General features: G+C 44.8%; 20 protein-coding genes and 2 pseudogenes. 9 read left to right on the top strand and 13 right to left on the bottom strand.

The window, feature by feature from the left end; translation table 11 throughout:
• Positions 1 to 97: 97 nt before the first annotated feature.
• Positions 98 to 1,927 (bottom strand): S8 family serine peptidase, encoded by a 1,830-nt coding sequence (locus K0I73_RS05800; protein ID WP_220063553.1) that lies wholly within the window; start codon positions 1,925 to 1,927, stop codon positions 98 to 100.
• Positions 1,928 to 2,208: 281 nt separating this feature from the next.
• Between K0I73_RS05800 and K0I73_RS05795 the strand changes: the two genes are divergently transcribed.
• Genes K0I73_RS05795 through K0I73_RS05780 form a run of 4 tightly spaced genes read left to right on the top strand, consistent with a single transcriptional unit; the run spans position 2,209 to position 4,469 of the window.
• Positions 2,209 to 2,460 (top strand): hypothetical protein, encoded by a 252-nt coding sequence (locus K0I73_RS05795; RefSeq protein ID WP_220063552.1) that lies wholly within the window; start codon positions 2,209 to 2,211, stop codon positions 2,458 to 2,460.
• Positions 2,461 to 2,472: 12 nt separating this feature from the next.
• Positions 2,473 to 3,159, top strand: coding sequence for a Rossmann-fold NAD(P)-binding domain-containing protein (locus K0I73_RS05790; protein WP_220063551.1), 687 nt, complete (start codon positions 2,473 to 2,475; stop codon positions 3,157 to 3,159).
• A gap of 31 nt (positions 3,160 to 3,190) precedes the next feature.
• A complete protein-coding gene (locus K0I73_RS05785; RefSeq protein ID WP_220063550.1) occupies positions 3,191 to 3,892 on the top strand; it encodes a tRNA (adenine(22)-N(1))-methyltransferase in 702 nt (233 codons plus the stop codon).
• Positions 3,893 to 3,938: 46 nt separating this feature from the next.
• On the top strand, positions 3,939 to 4,469 hold the full coding sequence (locus K0I73_RS05780; protein WP_220063549.1) for an NUDIX hydrolase: 531 nt from the start codon (positions 3,939 to 3,941) through the stop codon (positions 4,467 to 4,469).
• Positions 4,470 to 4,545: 76 nt separating this feature from the next.
• On the opposite strand, the gene K0I73_RS05775 is transcribed toward K0I73_RS05780, so the two are convergent.
• The gene (locus K0I73_RS05775) at positions 4,546 to 4,998 is read right to left on the bottom strand and encodes a YaiI/YqxD family protein (RefSeq protein ID WP_220063548.1); all 453 of its coding nucleotides are present in this window, start codon (positions 4,996 to 4,998) and stop codon (positions 4,546 to 4,548) included.
• 231 nt (positions 4,999 to 5,229) lie between these two features.
• On the opposite strand from K0I73_RS05775, the gene K0I73_RS05770 reads away from it, so the two are divergent.
• Both K0I73_RS05770 and K0I73_RS05765 read left to right on the top strand, forming a co-directional pair.
• Positions 5,230 to 5,934, top strand: a complete 705-nt coding sequence (locus K0I73_RS05770; protein WP_220063547.1) for a DUF2461 domain-containing protein — start codon at positions 5,230 to 5,232, stop codon at positions 5,932 to 5,934.
• A gap of 58 nt (positions 5,935 to 5,992) precedes the next feature.
• Positions 5,993 to 6,793 carry an SPFH domain-containing protein gene (locus tag K0I73_RS05765; protein WP_220064280.1) on the top strand — a complete coding sequence of 267 codons (801 nt, stop codon included), beginning with the start codon at positions 5,993 to 5,995 and terminating at the stop codon, positions 6,791 to 6,793.
• A 52-nt stretch (positions 6,794 to 6,845) separates the two neighbouring features.
• Here the strand turns inward: K0I73_RS05765 and K0I73_RS05760 are convergent, their stop codons facing one another.
• The gene (locus K0I73_RS05760; RefSeq protein ID WP_220063546.1) at positions 6,846 to 7,430 is read right to left on the bottom strand and encodes a TetR/AcrR family transcriptional regulator; all 585 of its coding nucleotides are present in this window, start codon (positions 7,428 to 7,430) and stop codon (positions 6,846 to 6,848) included.
• Positions 7,431 to 7,617: 187 nt separating this feature from the next.
• Between K0I73_RS05760 and K0I73_RS05755 the strand changes: the two genes are divergently transcribed.
• On the top strand, positions 7,618 to 8,253 hold the full coding sequence (locus tag K0I73_RS05755) for a glutathione S-transferase (RefSeq protein WP_220063545.1): 636 nt from the start codon (positions 7,618 to 7,620) through the stop codon (positions 8,251 to 8,253).
• A 136-nt stretch (positions 8,254 to 8,389) separates the two neighbouring features.
• On the opposite strand, the gene K0I73_RS05750 is transcribed toward K0I73_RS05755, so the two are convergent.
• The 9 genes and pseudogenes from K0I73_RS05750 to K0I73_RS05710 form a co-directional block, all read right to left on the bottom strand.
• Entirely contained in the window at positions 8,390 to 8,794 is a 405-nt protein-coding gene (locus K0I73_RS05750) for a hypothetical protein (protein WP_220063544.1), read from the bottom strand.
• Positions 8,795 to 8,948: 154 nt separating this feature from the next.
• Positions 8,949 to 9,524 carry a hypothetical protein gene (locus K0I73_RS05745; protein WP_220063543.1) on the bottom strand — a complete coding sequence of 192 codons (576 nt, stop codon included), beginning with the start codon at positions 9,522 to 9,524 and terminating at the stop codon, positions 8,949 to 8,951.
• A 421-nt stretch (positions 9,525 to 9,945) separates the two neighbouring features.
• Positions 9,946 to 10,329: a carboxymuconolactone decarboxylase family protein gene (locus tag K0I73_RS05740; RefSeq protein WP_220063542.1), complete on the bottom strand. Its 384-nt coding sequence runs from the start codon at positions 10,327 to 10,329 to the stop codon at positions 9,946 to 9,948.
• A 167-nt stretch (positions 10,330 to 10,496) separates the two neighbouring features.
• Complete coding sequence (locus tag K0I73_RS05735; protein ID WP_220063541.1) at positions 10,497 to 11,381, bottom strand: patatin-like phospholipase family protein; 885 nt, start codon at positions 11,379 to 11,381, stop codon at positions 10,497 to 10,499.
• An 80-nt stretch (positions 11,382 to 11,461) separates the two neighbouring features.
• Complete coding sequence (locus tag K0I73_RS05730; protein ID WP_220063540.1) at positions 11,462 to 11,938, bottom strand: MarR family winged helix-turn-helix transcriptional regulator; 477 nt, start codon at positions 11,936 to 11,938, stop codon at positions 11,462 to 11,464.
• 401 nt (positions 11,939 to 12,339) lie between these two features.
• On the bottom strand, positions 12,340 to 13,044 hold the full coding sequence (locus K0I73_RS05725) for a TorF family putative porin (RefSeq protein ID WP_220064279.1): 705 nt from the start codon (positions 13,042 to 13,044) through the stop codon (positions 12,340 to 12,342).
• Positions 13,045 to 13,125: 81 nt separating this feature from the next.
• Positions 13,126 to 13,752: pseudogene (locus K0I73_RS05720) on the bottom strand (BCCT family transporter); the annotation flags it as partial.
• A 2-nt stretch (positions 13,753 to 13,754) separates the two neighbouring features.
• Positions 13,755 to 13,970, bottom strand: a pseudogene (locus K0I73_RS05715) (TetR family transcriptional regulator); the annotation flags it as partial.
• 437 nt (positions 13,971 to 14,407) lie between these two features.
• Complete coding sequence (locus K0I73_RS05710; RefSeq protein ID WP_220063539.1) at positions 14,408 to 14,614, bottom strand: hypothetical protein; 207 nt, start codon at positions 14,612 to 14,614, stop codon at positions 14,408 to 14,410.
• 286 nt (positions 14,615 to 14,900) lie between these two features.
• Between K0I73_RS05710 and K0I73_RS05705 the strand changes: the two genes are divergently transcribed.
• Both K0I73_RS05705 and K0I73_RS05700 read left to right on the top strand, forming a co-directional pair.
• Positions 14,901 to 16,304: an RsmB/NOP family class I SAM-dependent RNA methyltransferase gene (locus K0I73_RS05705; protein ID WP_220063538.1), complete on the top strand. Its 1,404-nt coding sequence runs from the start codon at positions 14,901 to 14,903 to the stop codon at positions 16,302 to 16,304.
• Between the two features lie 370 nt (positions 16,305 to 16,674).
• Entirely contained in the window at positions 16,675 to 16,857 is a 183-nt protein-coding gene (locus K0I73_RS05700; protein WP_220063537.1) for a hypothetical protein, read from the top strand.
• Between the two features lie 95 nt (positions 16,858 to 16,952).
• On the opposite strand, the gene K0I73_RS05695 is transcribed toward K0I73_RS05700, so the two are convergent.
• Complete coding sequence (locus tag K0I73_RS05695) at positions 16,953 to 17,486, bottom strand: YfaZ family outer membrane protein (protein ID WP_220063536.1); 534 nt, start codon at positions 17,484 to 17,486, stop codon at positions 16,953 to 16,955.
• Positions 17,487 to 17,727: the final 241 nt, after the last annotated feature.

Genomic DNA, 17,727 nt, shown 5'->3' with positions numbered 1-17,727 from the left:
TTACCAAACCTTACCAAACCGAAACATAAAAAGCGCAGCCTTAGCTGCGTTTTTAGATCTACCTGTTACCCTTAGATTAACGGATAACGATGTCTATTTAGAAAACCACGGTCACATCAGCGGTACAGTTTGATGTGCCTGCATCACACGCTTTATAAGTGTATGTTCCGCCGCCCTTGCCATTAATGGTATCGGTATAAGTAGTGCTAGCTGCTGTGGTCGCAATTTTGCTGTTATCACGATACACATCGACATTAGTCCCAGCTGCACCACTAAAGGTTAAATCAACCGTTTTCACACCTTTGCTCTTATAACCATTGGCAGAAAGAGTGAAATCACCTCCACCACCTGTTCCACCGCCATTATCGCCACCGGCGCAACCATTGGCCGTTAGGTATGCATCTGCCGCAGCCGCCTGAACGATACCGTAACCGAAGTAGACATCATTACCTGCTGCACCACCATCTAGCGCTGTTGCTTTAAGCGCTTCACGGATCTCGCTACCAGTACATTCGTTATGGTTAGACCAAACTAAGGCTGCAATACCCGATACCGCTGGCGTTGCCATCGAGGTTCCACTCATAAAACCATAGTCGGCCGTGCTAATGTCAACCGTGACAGAAGCTGCCGCAGTTAACGCCGCGCGATCTTCTTGCGCTGCACCCACAGCTGGAATACTCGTCGCATTAGTGTCACCTAAGGTGCCGTACAGCATCCCAGGTTCATTGTTAATGATAACGGCGCCGATACCGCCAGAGTTTTCACAGTTAGCCACTTTATCGTGAAAAGAGATCACGCCACGGTCGATGATACAGACATTACCGTTCGCACCAGCATCTGTAGCTTCGGCGGTTCCCATAAAGTATGTGTTACCTGTTACAGTGCCTGAATTCTCCATTGCGCTACTAGCTACATATCCACCATCAGCAGTCAGATTAGAGGCTGTAGCCATGCCTGCAGGATAAGTAGACAGCGTATCTACGCCACCAGCGGTAACTTCAACACAGATGTTTTCATCTGATGATGCCTTAGGTCCACGACCCGAAGTACAAGTTGGGAATTGTGAAAAGTCAGCAATGTTGTTGTTAGCATCATTAGCCCCTACCATCATGACCGATGGGTAACCCGCTGGATATGAGCGAACATTGTTACCGTCGTTACCTGCTGCAGCAACCACTAGGCCACCTGCATCAACGAAAGCTTGAAACGCATTAGATTCAGTTGAGTTAGCGCCGCCACCGCCTAAACTCATACTAATGATGTTAGCACCCGCTGCACTACAAAGATTGGTCGCTTGTGCTAGATCTGATGAATAACCCCAACCATCAGCATTGAACACTTTAATGATGTGCATATCAACGCCAGGCGCCATACCAACAACACCAATATTGTTGTCAGCCGCACCTATTGTACCCGCTACATGAGTTCCATGTGGGCCACCATTTTCATTCCAATTTCCAGTACCTGAATCATTGTTACCGCTAATATTGTTCCAAACAAAATCAGGGTTTGACGCATCAAGTCCCGAATCAATGATACAGACCTTCATACCTGCAGCACTGTTGAAGCTAACCTGATCGGCTTGCGATTGATATACAGCATAAGGCGTCACCTGCTGTGTCATTGGATTACCAGCATCATCACTAAAGCCCATCAGATGACGGCGCTGATCTGCTTCAACCAACTTAACATGCGGATTATTTAACAGCCCTTTCACCTGTAATAAGTCTTTACCTGTGAATGTCGCAGCAATAAAGCCATTACCATCGACATGGATCTGTGCGCCTAGTTTCTTTGCTAACGCCTTCACTACACCCTTGTTACCATTGTCTACTTGGATGATGTAACGGTCATCATCAGCAAAAGCTTGTGTCGACATGCCAACGCTAATTGCCATCACGGCACTTGCTAATCTTGTTAACTTCATGAAGGTCTCTCCATTATATTTTTTATTAAGAGGTTCTTATTAGAATTTTGTTTTAAACAGCGCATACCACAACATTTAAATCTTCCATTGCGACCATGTTCGGCATTTACTGCTAACTGACGAAACAAACCTACCACACCAACCAAAAAACAACAAACAATTAACAAAATTAAAACATATGTAGCACTATGGTACATTTTAAATGTTTTTATAGAATCACTTTAGAGTTGATTCAACACTGATATACTAGCGACATCATGTGTATAACGAAGACCTAAACAATGACTGATAGTGCAGCCAACAAAACCCAGAAATTAGATTTTTCCGCCATCAATAAGACCACGGCTAAATCATTTAATGATCAGAAAAATCTGATTAAACGCCTATTTAAAGGTAATACAGTCATGTGCGAGACATGTCACCAACCCCTGCATTTGGTGGTGCCCACAGAAAAAGCGCAAACAGGCCAATATGGAGTGTTTTGCAAAAAGGGGTGTACCGATATCCAACTTGAAATGGATCTGATTGTTTAACGAGTACGTGAGATGAATGCAGCCATCATTGGCGCAACAGGACTGGTTGGCCAACACTTATTGCAAAAACTGATTGATTGCGGTCGCTACCGTCATATCTGGGTGCTTGGCAGAACGCCGCCAGCACTGACCCACCCAAGCCTAGTCTTTACCGCTACTAAGTTAAATCAATTGGCCCATCTTACGCCCCCCTTTGCTATCGACCATAGCTTTTGCGCGTTAGGCACCACGATTAAACAAGCGGGCAGCCAAGCGGCTTTTGTTGCTGTCGATCAGCGGGCCGTAATCGACTTCGTCACCTTGTGCGACGCAAAATACAGCGCGGTGGTGACTGCCTTAGGTGCTGACGCCAATAGCAAGGTGTTCTATAACCGTGTTAAGGGGGAGACTGAAGCTGCACTGAAGCTGTGGGCCCATGACCGCCAAAAACAGCTGCAGTGCTATCAGCCAAGTTTGTTGTTAGGTAAACGCAAGCAGAGTCGCTTGGCTGAAGATATAGGTCAAACACTCCTGCCGCGGATCGCCCCTTTTATGTTTGGTAAGTGGGCAAAGTATCGCCCTATTCGCGCAGAGCAAGTCGCCGAGGCCATTGTTCACTTTAGTGCTAATCCCCCCAGCGATAGCAGCTCCTACGCTACAACAATAGATAACGCTGCCATGCTGGCACTGGCGAATGCAAACGCCTACCCAGTAATTTAAACGCCACACCCATTAACCAGAGTCCACACGATTGAAATTAAGTCAACGCTTACACACTATTGCCAGCATGATCGATAGCCGTTATAGCCATATTTGGGATTGCTGTTGCGATCATGGTTTGCTGGGTGCCACCTTGCTAAAACAAGGGCGATGCGATGCCATGCATTTTGTCGATATTGTGCCATCTATCACCAATAGCCTGATTGCAAAACTTGGACAGTTTTACCCCTTAGCCGCTCTATCACAACAAACATGGCATGTTCACTGTCTCGACGTTCACGCGCTGCCTTTAGCACAATACCGCAGTCAGTCTCCTCACCTAGTGATTATTGCAGGAGTGGGTGGTGAACTCACAGCAAGCTTTGTGAAGGCGATACGGCAACACGCCTTGGCTATCGGACAAAGTGTGGAGTTTATTCTCTGCCCTGTTCACCACACCTATCAATTAAGGGAAGCCCTCTCTTCGCTAGCGCTAGGTCTAATTAATGAACACTTAATCACTGAAAACAAACGTTTCTACGAAGTGCTGCACCTGTCTAGTGATGCCACAACACCTGTCTCACCGGTGGGCGACAAAATATGGTCACACCACAGTACCGACATCAACCAACACTACCTTACTCGGCTGCTGAACCATTATCGTCTCGCAATTAAAGGCGCGACTGATGAAGCGCACGCTAACATGCTCCGCGAGGCAATTAGTGCTTACCAAGCATTAACCCCTCAACAATAATTTACTTTTTGCGTATACTTGCGCCCTTTACCAAGCGATCGACTTCATGCGCCTACTAAAATCGACCATCCACCCAGCACTTAATGCCCCGCATCGCCAAGCCATCGCAGGTAGAGGCTTTCATCGCCAAGCGGCACGCGGCATCATCTTAAGGGGCGAAGAGGTCCTCATGCTCTACACCGAACGCTACCATGATTACAGCATTCCGGGCGGAGGTGTCGATGAAGGCGAAGATGTTCGCCAAGGGTTGATCCGTGAACTCGAAGAGGAAACTGGCGCGCATAATATTAATATCGTGGCTGAGTTTGGGCGCTATGAAGAGTTTCGCCCTTGGTACAAAGACGATTTTGACTTTGTGCATATGGAGTCATTTTGCTTTGTGTGCACCATAGATGAAACACTCAAAGAGACGCGGCTTGAAGCCCATGAAATTCAAAATGGCATGCGCCCAGTTTGGATCAATATCCATGATGCAATCGCCCACAATGAGCACACCATGGCTCATTGCGATAAAAAAGGAATGTCGATAGAGCGTGAAACATTTCTGCTAAAGCGAGTTGTAGCAGAACTACTCTAACGAATCATAACTAGAACACAAAGGCGCAAATAGCGCCTTTGTGGCGAAGGTTAAAACTGCAGTTTTGACTATACAGTTAACGCTTGTGATGCTTAGTAATAAACCTATCCAACTGATTACCAAAAGCTTGTTTCTCGCTTTGGCCTATCGCCGCTGGCCCACCCGTTTGCACGCCACTGGCTCGCATAGTGTCCATAAAGTCACGCATGTTGAGAATCGATTTAATATTTTGGGTCGTATAGAGCTCTCCCCTAGGGTTTAATGCAAAGCCTCCCTTATCTATCACTTCTGATGCCAGCGGAATATCAGCTGTTATCACTAAATCTCCCCCATTGAGGCGTTTAACTATCTCATCATCGGCCACATCGAAACCTGACGATACTGTCACTAAATTGATGAAACGTGACGGTGGGATACGCATTGCGTGGTTAGCGACTAACGTGACCTCAATTTCGGCGCGATCGGCTGCGCGAAATAACATCTCTTTTATCACCCCAGGACATGCATCGGCATCTACCCAAATCTTCATTTATCCCTCCTGTCCACTTGAGCAAACATCTATGCGCGTATCGACACTTCCCTTGGCTTATACCTAAAATAGTGCAACGTAAGCGCATCATTCATTGGCGGCGACTATAGCATAAATCTGCTTAGCAGCTAAGGGAGCCCTTTCCTGTTTTAGCCTATACCCAAGTAACACTTTGATAAAAAATATGGTATTTTTATATCACAATCAGGGTTTTATCAGTAATTAATTATTATGAAAGTGGTTAACAGCAACATACCTTCCCCCATATTCACCCCAGACACCTTAGCCTTCTTGGATCAGCTTGAAGCGAACAACCACCGCGATTGGTTTAAAACCAATCAAGCTGACTATGAAGTTAAGGTGCGAATGCCTGCGTTACAATTTATTGAGACGATGGCACCGCATATTCAGCAGCTCTCACCTCGCCTAACTGCGGTGGCAAAAAAGGTCGGAGGCAGCCTAATGCGTCCCCAACGCGATGCCCGCTTTAGCAAAGACAAAACCCCCTACAAAACTAATGTCGGCATTCAGTTTCGCCACTTTCAAGGTAAAGATGTGCATGCACCAGGTTTTTATCTGCATATTGCCAACGACGGATGTTTTATCGGTGCTGGTATTTGGCATCCCGACAGTAAGGCGTTAAACCAAATTCGCAGCTGTATCGTTGACAACCCCAATGCCTATAAACAAGCTTTAAAACAACTTGTGGATGCAGGTTTCGTCCTGGAGGGAGACAGCTTAATCAGACCTCCTAAAGGATTTGATAAAGAGCACCCTATGATTGATGAACTTAAGCGCAAAGACTTTATCGCCATTAAAGCCGTCAGCACAGAACAACTGTTTGCCAACGATTTTGATCTCTGGTGCAGCGATCAATTTAGCCAAGCCAACAAGCTCATGGGTTATCTCTGCTTTGCATTGGATTTAGATTATTAATTAATAAGGACATTAGATGAACAGGCAGTTAAGCGCTAAAAAAGTCACAAAACCACTAATGGTATTAGTGAGTATCGGCCTTTTAGGCACCTTACTATCAGGCTGTACCAACCCAAACACACCAGCAGGTGAAGAGGGTTATGTATTCGAAAAACCAAGAATCTTTGGTTCTGGTGGATATCGTGGCAGCCTGATTGGGCCGAGTAACTATGGGGTATCATTGTGGCGTAACGAAATTATTAATATCGATATGCGGCCCAATACCTACACCGAAAACTTTAAGATACTGGCCAATGATGATCTTAACATCAGTTTCAATTTTCATGCAGTTATCGCGATTAAATCTGGCTCAGTCAGAGAAGTAGTAGAACAGTATGGCGCAGAAAACTGGTATATCCGTTTTGTGCGTGAAACCTTCAGAACCTATGTCCGCGATGAAGTGCAGCGCTATGATAGCGTGGCCCTAAAGGAAAACCGCTCAAAAATCGCCGAATCGGTCGAGATAAAACTCAAAGACTACCTTAAAACATCACCGTTTCAGCTGAGAAACGTGGTCATAGGCAATATCAACTACCCTGAGATTGTAGCGATTGCGGTGGAGAAAAAGCTAGCCGCGCAGCAATTATTATCGGAGAAAGAGACCCAAAAAGAGATCGCGCAAAAAGATGCCGAGATCCGCATAGAAGAAGCCAAGGGGATCGCCGAGGCACAAAAGATCATCAACACCACTTTGACACCGAATTACCTGCAACATGAAGCCATCAACGCTCAATTGAAAATGGCTGACTCACCCAATCATACAACGGTATATATCCCTGTTGGAACCAACGGCATTCCGCTGATCAAAGGCGCTAAATAACCTAGGTAAAAAAAATGATTAGAATAATTATAGAGTTGAAAAACCACATAAGTTAAGACTTAAGCCCGCCTATATAAGTCAATAATACTTGGCGGGCATCTTCTATCAGCGCATATTGCTTTGCCTTACCCAGTACTCGAATCCCCTGAAGTTGCATGATTAGGAAGCTGGCTAGCTGTGGTGTATTAATGCTTGAATCAATCTGTGCTAACGCCTGAGAGCGCATCAACACCTTAACGAAAGCCTGATGCAGGCCATTAAACAGCCTTGCGCAGATCTGCTGCACCACCTGATCACTCAGGTATTTCTCAAGTACGGCGTTTTGCAAAAAACAGCCATAGGGTTGACTCGATTGCAGAGCAATAAACGCCTCTATATATCGAATGATATCGTTAACGTCAGCCTCTTCGCTTAAAAGCGGTGACAAATTTGGCTGCGAATAGTTTTCTAGGTAATGAGTCAGCGCCTCACGATATAAGCTTAACTTATCGCCGAAACTGTTATACAAGCTAAAACGATTGATCTGCAGCTTGGCAACCAGATCTGCCACCGAGGTATCGGCATAACCTTTTTGCCAGAACAGCTCCATCGCTAAGACCAGCTTCTCTTGCCTATCAAAATTACAAACTCTTGCCATAGATGATTTTGCTCTTTGCTATTAAAAATCGATCGATATAAGTTTCTTGACCGAACGTTTAGTTATGAATTAGATTCTATTCTAAACGAGCGTTCAGTTAAAGCCAAACGGCCTGACCGAACTCAAGTAAATATCGACAAGATAAACATCGACAAAATAAACAACGACAAGAGTCAGAGAGGGATAGATGAAACTCTACGAATTAGCCATGACCCCCAGCGCCCGACGCGTCAATATTTTCCTAAAGGAACTCGGCATCAAGGAGCAGGCGCTTGGTCTCGAGCGTGAGAGCCTCAACCTGCGCGCCGGCGACAACCTGAGTGACCAGTTCAAAGCCATCAGCGTCAACGGCCGCATCCCGGTGCTGGAACTCGACGACGGCCAGACCCTGTGTGAGTCTGTGGCCATCTGCCGCTACTTCGACGAAATCACTGCGCCAGAACACTCGCTGTTTGGCGACACGCCGCTGGAGAAGGCCCAGGTTGAGATGTGGCAGCGGATCTGCGAGCTGCAGGGCCTATTCGTCGCCTTCCAGGCCTTTAGAAACATCACCAAGGTGTATGAAGACAGAGAGCGCTGCGTCGAGGCCTGGGGAGAAGAGTCCCGCCAGCGAGTGATAGAATTTCTGCCGACGCTAGAGAAGCAGCTCGGCCAGCAGCCCTTTGTGGCCGGCCAGAAGTTCTCCATCGCCGACATCACCGCCTACGTGATGATGAGCTTCATCAAGCACCTGGAGATCACCCCAAGCGACGACCAGCCCCACCTCACCGCCTGGCTCACCAAGATGGAACAACGGCCATCGATCATCGCAGCCAACGGCTAACACCGCGCCCAATGTTCTGAGAGGAATTTAAAAAGGTATTAAAACCAACCAAGCTCGCCCTCCAACTAACGCCACCAGCAACGACTGATTAAACCAGATCCAGCGACCAACTGGATCGATGCTGGCTTGGTGAGAATTACTTGCGCCTGGGTTTATCGACGCTTTTTCGCCATTTATTAAAATACAAATATGCAATAGCAAAAAAAGCTATTCCAATTAAAACTCTTTCCCCTATGGAATCAGCGGTTGTTCCTTGTCCAGTTCGCGAAGCGACTATTCCAAAAAATGAGACTAAAACAGCTAGCACTAAATACATTAACGCATAACCCAGAGGCTCCCTTCGCTTCCTTGCTCTCTCTGCACGTTCTTCTTTTATTTTCTTACGATATTTATCAGTATTAACCCGTGCTCGCCGCTTAACAGGATCATTAATAATCTGCTCTATTTCTTTTACGCGATCAGGCCATTTATCACGATCAATATGTCTATATGCGTCTTCTAATTCCTCGACGCTATACTTTGAGTAATCAATTTTATCCATATTTTTCTAGTAAACTAACGCCTAGTTGAGGTGTAAACAACGCCATACTGGTGCCTCCGCATACCATCTTGAACACTAAACGCAACGCATAGTAAAAATACCACACATTGCGAATCACTCTTAAACTGTTTATTAGTTTTTTTCAACGCTAACCCTAGACAGATTTACCTATTACTTTAAAGTCATGTGAGTCCAGCAACTTCGCTGACTTTGCAGTGACATGTAATACTCCTTTACAACTGACTAGATCACCGTTTTCATGAGCATGAACAGCCTGCCAATAGTGCTCCATGCTTAGTTGTATAAATACATTTTTTTCAGTACCTCGGACCGATGAACGAACCGTTATCTCCCCAAAGTCATCTTGAGGCAGGTGCGTCATCTTGCTAACTAACCCAAATGCCTCATATTCATTAATAATGTAATTGCCTTTATAAAACGAAGATGCTATCTCGAGTGTCGGAACATGTTCAGGTAAGAACTTGAATGTAGTTGGTAACTCTTGAGTATCTACTTCTGCGCCAGCACGACAAATACTGATATTGAACGAACGACTCTTAGAGAAACCACTGAGCCCAATTAGAGCGTCACATAAGTTAGCACTAACGCCATTTTTAACTATTGATTCGAACTCAAAGATGCTTTCTGAAGCTTTATATAATTCTATCCCCTTCCCTAGAGCAACAAGGCTTCGAGACAAGTTATTCGTCACCGCTCTCGTAACTGACATCTCATCTTGATCTAGTTGAGAGTTTATAGTTTCAGGAATTGGAGCTATTAAATTTACGATAAAACTACCTATTTCTGTCTGACCAAGACGAAGTTGCTTAATAAAGTTTTGTGCCTCAGTATTCCTTTGCCCTGTGAAATACGCTTTTTTGCTAAACGTAGACAAAGTTGTTGCAGCAAGCAACAGATGAAGTCAAATCGAAGAAGCGTTAGATACTAGGTGTAAACACGGTTTTGGCCTTCGAAATCATGGATGATTTCGCAGAGCATCCATGGATGGACTTGCAGCGAGCCAAAAACGTGTTTGCACATCCCCTCGCCGGGCAGGCGATAGATTGCCATGAAGGTATGACCTTCAAACCCACTCAACACTTAAACATACCGTCAAACGCTACTCAGCAAACAAGGGGGAATACCAATCCCTACTCCCCTTGCTGCCACTCGGCTATCACCTCGGCGGCGACGCGAAATGCTTCTATTCCCGAAGGCATGCCGCAATACACTGTGGCATGCAGCAACACCTCTTGGATCTCTTCAACGCTGCAACCGTTTCGCAGTGCGCCTCTCACATGGCCTTTAAGTTCGGTAGGCGCTTTTAACGCTGCCAAAGTGGCAATGGTAATAAGGCTGCGAGTTTGCTTTGAGATCCCTTCTCGCACCCACACCTCTCCCCACGCATTTCGGGTAACGAGATCTTGCAGTGGTTGAGTAAAGTCGCTGGCCGACGACAGCGCCCTGTCGACAAAATCATCGCCCATCACCTCGCGTCTTACCGCTAACCCTTGCTGAAACTTATCTTTGTCCATAATGCTCACTTCTCCAATAAAGGTCTTATTCGTCTGCGTTAAGTCAAGGCTATAAATTACTTGTGCAAAAGATCTACTGCAAGCATTTAACAAATAGAAAGTCGTTGTATGGTACAAGAGGCGTTATTGGGCGGTTTAAAACTGGGAGGAAAAATTTACTAGAACGGCTATTCGCCAAGGAATGCTTGAAGCTTTGGCAAGAAAGCTCTGCCATCTGATACACCGCGATGATATACCGCTTCGACTTTCGACACATCACGCTCTAAGCGCGATAGCCCCAAAGACGTTTCAGGCTGTAAAACCAGTGCTGTGCCCGCAGCCTGAGCGGAAGCTAAGTCTGTTAGCGCATCGTTATAAACTCGATGACGGGCTAATATCGCCGCAGCGACGTTGGGATAACGACGATAAACGTGTTGTGCTAACCACTTAAATTTAAAGGCTGATTTTCGATAATCAGGCTCTTGGGTTAAAATAACCACTTGACGCTGATAACCATCGGCTCGTGCTTGCGCTAAAGGGATTGGCGCTGCAATCCCCCCATCTAAATAGGGCATATTGTTTAGCATTGTGGGAGTGGAGATAAACGGCAAACTACTTGAGGCGATAAGCACTTCTAAAAATCTATCATGCTCTGCAAAATCATCCTTACCAAAAAATTCAGTCTCACCCGTTAAGCAATTAAAGGCACCTACCTTAAATTCAGCATTGCCACGTTGAAAAGTCTCAAAATCATAAGGTAACAACTCATGAGCCATACGCCGATAGGTAAAGTCGGTATTAACATAGTTGCCGTCACGTAAAAAATACTTCAACCCCATGTAACGTTTATCGGCAAGGTAGTTTTGCTGAATTTTGAGGTTGCGTCCATGCTGACGCGAAAGATAAGAGGCAGGATAAATAGCCCCAGCAGACACGCCCACTTGATATTCAAAGTGAACATCGGCCTCAAGAAAAGCATCGAGCACGCCAGCAGTATAGATGGCACGAAGCCCACCGCCCTCAAGCACTAAAGCAGGCGTCGTTCTATTGATACCACTTATCTCACGATCCATATCGCTCTCACATTCCTACAACCAAGTTTTGTTTGCACAAAAACCACTCAGCACGCCAAGAGATTATGCATGCCAAACAATTACTCTTCCGCTTGTATCTGTCCCACGAGTAAAACAGGCGCAGCGTCGAGTTCATTAGCATCCATCATAGAAGCAATTCGCTCTACCGCAGACAGTAATTGACTCTGTTCCCACTCTTCAAGATTTTGATAACGCTTAATAAAGTGATCTTGCAGCGGTTTAGGTGCGCCGCTCAAAATAGTCACTCCAGCATCACTTAATGATAAATGCCACTTACGCTTATCTGACTCGCTGCGGGTTCTGACAACAAGGTCACGCGCTTCGAGCCGATCAATAATCGTCGCCACAGTTGCAGGACTGAGCGCCACCTCTTGAGCCACATCTTTAGCTAAAGGCCGCTCTAATTGCGAAATGGTTTGCATCACCATCAACTGCGGACCAGTTAGCCCAGACTGCTTATTGAGTTGCCGAGAATGTATATCGATGGCTCTGATCACTCGGCGCAATGAAATTAATAGTTGTTCGTACTTTTCCATAATCCCCTCTCATTTCAGCAGCACAATAACAGAAATATGGCTTAGACTCATGCTAGAAATGCAAAAAAACAGAGCAAACTAATTAGCTTGCTCTGCTTTTGTACTAACTAGGGCCAGTTGCTCTTTCAAGGTTGTTTTTGCAGTGAATTGCGGGGGTACTTATATAAGGCAGAAGCTTTGTAGTGTAGTTTTTCTACCTAAAAAGCTGAGAACACCGTATAAATGACCAACAAACGCTGCCCAAAGGGTTTGGCTAAAAATATTTTACTCTTTGTTAAGTGAATTTTACTTAGATGACTAGGCTACAATCCACTCACCTCGATTAAATCATTTTTGTCTCAAATAAAATTCAACCAGCAAAGATCAACAGACCCCAACAAAAGTCCGTGGCGCAATCGCGCTTAAAATTCAAATGTGCGAGATACAGACAGAACGCCGCGGCTATCACTAAGATCGGTATCCATGCTGGTATCTTCAACCGCAAGATTAAAGTCGAAACCTTTCCAGCTTGTCATATATTCAACACGATAATGGTTATATGATGCATCGCCATCCCATGACCACTTAGCTTCGTCTTTAGAGGTTGAGCGATCGAAGCTGATACGGATATCATGTCCTTCGGCAATGCTAAAGGTATGTGCCGCCATCATGATGTAATGGTCGGCATCTAAGCCAAAGTAATCCCAGGAATACCAGAAATTAAGTTCGGTTTGGCCAAGCGACGACGCATAACCAAACTTGGTATAGGCTTCTGGATACTTATAGTCATCGGAGAAGGAATCACCATGATAAGTATAATAAGCAATACCCACATCGAGTGAAACGCGATCGGTTAATTCAAAATACTTACCTGCGTAGAAATCCCACTCCAGCCAAGTGTCATCGCCATCACCAAAATCAACATTGGATGCCCAGCTACCCACATACCAACCGCTATCAAAACCATAATCTAAACTGGCTTGCAGCGCGGGACCATTGTCAGTTTGGCTCACCCCGTTGAAGGTATAGTCAGAGGTCAAGTTTACCGTTGAACTTAAGCCAGCCATTGCCGTAGTCGGTAAGGCCAACAACCCAAGTATTGCGATTTTCTTCATTGTCGTATTCATCATTTCCCTTCTTCTTTTAGCCTGAATCTAGCAAACTAAATTCAGGACATTTATTTTTAATTCAATCAGATAAAATTAAGCTTAGTTAGCTAACTCAATCTTACTAAAGTCGATTTTATTCTCTTTAGGTGAGCGTTCAATTTCCGCCACTTGTTGGAAATTGGTCGCTAAGATATAGCCGAAACAACCTAATATCAGCGCAATAGCTAACGCGCCTACCCATTGAATTTGTAGAAAATCTAAGCTGAACAACAGCGTTAAGCCACACATCAATACCAGATTACCAATGACGTATTGAGTCTTACCGAAACGCTGCACAGTTAAGTTTAGATTATCGGTATATAAACGGATCAATGAATCTAATGAGTTGATCACAAAGGTTATTCCGACGACGACCATTGCGATGTTATAAAAACCTGCTGTCGCAATGCCATTGGCGCTGTAGTAATAAAGCACGCTAAACCAGATCGCAATGGGAATAGAGGGAAATACCATCATGGCAATTATCACTTGATAGGTTTTCATTCCGCCTACAAAACGTGAAGTAAACTGACCAATCATAATGCTCCATGCAAACCACCAAAATAGGTAGAACTCGTGGTAATCATTAAATGGCAATACAAAGTGATGCAAGTTACCAAAGTAATCACCCAGCATGGCAAATGTGGTAACAAACTCATCCACACCTGAATCTGCAGACATAAACGCCCTAATGCCTGTTTTAGTTCATCTAACAGATACTTTAAGGTTGCCTCAATAAGTCCCTGTTTACCGCCAAAGTAGTGACTAATGATCCCCGGTGACATGTCTGCCAATCCGCTAATGGTGTTGATCGTCGTATGATGTAAGCCATATCGCTCAACAGAGATAAGAGTGGCATCGATAAGCTGTTGCTGCCTGACAGTTGTCATCTGCGATCGCGCCATAAAAGCCTTGTTCTCCATCGTTAAAATAGTTAATTGAACGTTCAATTAATAATGATGGCAATAGCTAGATGTATAACTATTATTCCTGCTTTATTTTTTAGAGCCAAATCACAGAAATTTTTATAATTTGCAGGAAGATAAAGCAAGCAAACCACTGTTAAATAAAGAATAAAATAGATTAACAGGATGTTAAAATCATGAACGTAAAATATTTAAAATTAAATCGAACTAAAATTTAGTTATAACGACAAGATAACGCCCGCGAAAGTCGCGTCAAAGATAGTTACAACAATAACTATTGCCTTACCTCTAATTGCCTGCCTAATGCACTGAGCAATAAGACATGGCTAAGTGAAAGCATCACTCACTGAACGAGATGGACTATACGGCGGCGATTGCGCCGTCCTATGGACTATTAAACACAAGCAAGCAGAAAATTAGGACCGAATAAAATAGGGCACAGCGACTAAGAGCACGCCAACAATCAGCAGCGCAGTAACACTCGTCATAAAGTAGGGGAAAATGCAAAGAGCAAGCCCAGTACACAGTGGAACAAGTGCCTGTTGCCGTTTGCCGTAGATGAAGTAACCCATTCCAATCGCACTAAACAAGACACTCCAAAGTAAGATGGATGCGCTATCCATAGGGTTACCTAAATCAGTGATACAAGAGAAATCACATAGTGACATATTTTAGAAGCATATAGCCAACCTAAAACTCGGCTTTGTTAGTGGTGTTATTGTTCTTCTGAAGTTCAGATAATGGTTCGTGCCCGCTCAGCCACTTATCAGCTCAATATTTCCCGCCTAGGCTCGCCACTCTTGGTCCGCAAAATAGGACTAGCGAATCTGTTAAGCAAAGATCCCAAAAGCAACGACATCTGTTAAACTTGCGGCTTCGAAATTAGAACCAGCGCTAGGCAATATATTCATGGTCGATACTTCAGCTTCTCCATTTACCTTCGCAGCGACAGATAAGGCATCGAACGTGTCGATAACTGACACCATCCATCAAGATGTGAATGCAGGTACTTCAGCCCAAAAACGCGCATTGAGTTACAGCATCACTATTCATCAACTATTTGAACAAGTAATGCAGAGTAAGATGCCCGCGGACCGCGTAGTCGCGGAGTATTTTCGTACCCATAAAAAACATGGTTCAAAAGACAGACGCATCATTAGAGAAAGTCTGTTTGGGCTATTCCGCTGGCACGGGTGGCTGAAACAACTGCCTCAAGTGTGTAATGCACCTCAAGCCTGGTTTGCTTCATTAGTGTTAACGGCCAAAATCGAAGAACATCCATGGCAAGATATTCGTGATGCCTGGTTAAGTTTTGCGGCATTAACTGAACTTGCACACATTAATAACACAACGGATATTAGTAGCTTAGCTCTCAAGCTTAAGATGATACAAAACTGCTTTAGTGAGCTGAGTATTGCCATTACCGATTTGGTACCCAACTGGTTCTGGGCGCACTATCCAAGCTCGACGCCAAAGGAGCAAGATGCCCTTGTCGAATCTTTATGCTCTCGCCCACCGATATGGGGACGCCTACAAGGAATAGATGCCAAAAAGGCTATCGCGGCATTAAGCGCTAGCGATATCCCTGCATCGATGACTCCCTACTTTACTGATGCCATTAATCTTGGTCACAAGAGCATTAACCTTAATGGATTAAAACTCTATACCGATGGCCAACTGGAGATCCAAGATCTTGGCTCACAGGTGATAGGTAACATCTGCATGCCAAAAGATGATCAGTTATGGTGGGATGCTTGTAGCGGTGCGGGCGGAAAAACGCTGCAGTTACGTTCCTTGATGTTACAGCAAAACCCTCACAGCAAAGGCAGTATAGTGGCCTCTGATATTCGTCGTAAACCACTAGAAGAACTGAATAAACGAGCTAAGCGCGCTGGCTTTAAGCAGATAAGCGTATCACCTTGGCAATCGGATGCCCTTCCCGTGCCAAGCGGACATTTCGATGGAGTATTAGTTGATGCGCCCTGCAGTTGCACTGGCACGTGGCGACGCAATCCCGATATGCGCTGGCTAGATGATGAAACCGCGATCACCGACAAACCGGCACTGCAGCTCGATATCTTAAGCCGTGCATCGGCCGCGGTAAAATCGGGCGGCGTATTGGTATATGCCACCTGCTCAATGAGTCCTAGTGAAAATGAAGCGGTTGTTGAGTCCTTTTTAGCCACTCATAGTGATTTTACCCTACAAACATTAACCCACCCATTTACTGGTGATGTTTTATCGATGCTAACGGTTCTTCCTTATCAGGCCGATAGCGACGGCATGTTTGTCGCAAAAATGGTAAAGCGTTAACCATAGCGTTAATTGGCTGGCGATAACTCGTCGGCCAATGATGTCTCGACACTATTTTTATAGCCAAAACCTGCGATTATTTCCGCATCGGTCAGCGCCTTCACTAAACCACCTGAGCTTAACTCTCCAAGCTCGATTACCTAAAAAATGTCACGCTACCGTCTTCTGTTTGTCACAGCGCTGTCACTTACGCTTTTTAGTATCCCTTTTGATGATTAATGAACAAAATCTGCTGCATCTATTGGCCATGTTTTACTGCATTGCTGGCTGGCGAGATAGCGACGGCTCACCGCCTTAACCAATAAAGGTTTTCAGTAAACAGTGGCAAAAAATCAACAATGTTTCACAGACGCTAGATATGGATATTGCAATGTCACACTATGATGAATACTTAGACAAACATGAAATGACATCCAATGACTCAACACCATGGGAACTCGAACCACAAGACAAACAGCGTGGGAAACGGGCTAAACAACGGCGCCGCCAACAGAGTGAACAGCAAAAACGACATGGCAATAGTGATGATTATCGAGAAGAACAGTGGCGTTAGCCGATAAGCATTGTGCCCAGTCAATAAAGGCTCGTCGGCATTTGCTCAATAAGCAGAGACAAGCGACGAGCCTACGAGACCATCCGAGTAAGACACTAAAATCTTGCTGCCGTACAGATATAAAAACCGTTATCAAACGTGCTGTTGCTTCGATTATCGTATTGCAGACGAATATTACGGTATCCCACAAATAGCCCTAACGCAGGATTCAGTTGAAACAGGTTTCTGCCATCAAGTTCATATTGACCATCTATATCGCCAAAACTAAATAACGAAGGCGCGCAGTATGCCGAGGTCTTCAGCGATATGTTAAAGCCAAGCTCCATCGAATAGCGTCCACCAATAGATAGAAGGCTGCCATTTTGACTCTGCTTTGGCCCAATAGTGAGAAAACTTTGACCAATTTCAAAATGATGGACCCCAGCGCTATGAACCATATGTGCCGCAGCCGACACCGCATGACCGTCATCATTGGAATAGATGTAGTCAAGTACAAGATTGGCCGATTTGTTCAAATTCATCTCCACATCGGCAGAGAGTACGTCATCATTGATACCTAGATTTAAATCGGTCGCATTAGCAGGCAATGCCATTAAGTCTAAACTAGATATTGCAAATCTAGATTTCATAAATACCTCTTTGAATATTGACCGCAAAGTATCAAAACACAAAAAGGCTAACCATGAAAGCTAGCTATCTCATTGTTTAAAATGATTTAAACAGTAAAATCCATCACGTAAAGCCACAAATCACCCCCCAAGTAAAACAGCTATATCGCACTCGTACGTCGGTAGGTTGAGACATCACACACCTCTGTACCTCAGCAACAAAGCAATAAATTAAATTGCGCACAACTTAATTTATTGCTAG

The organism is Shewanella mesophila (assembly GCF_019457515.1).
Lineage (GTDB): Bacteria > Pseudomonadota > Gammaproteobacteria > Enterobacterales > Shewanellaceae > Shewanella > Shewanella mesophila.
Note: the sequence above shows the minus strand (reverse complement) of the source record. Positions and strands in the feature narration are given on the sequence as shown.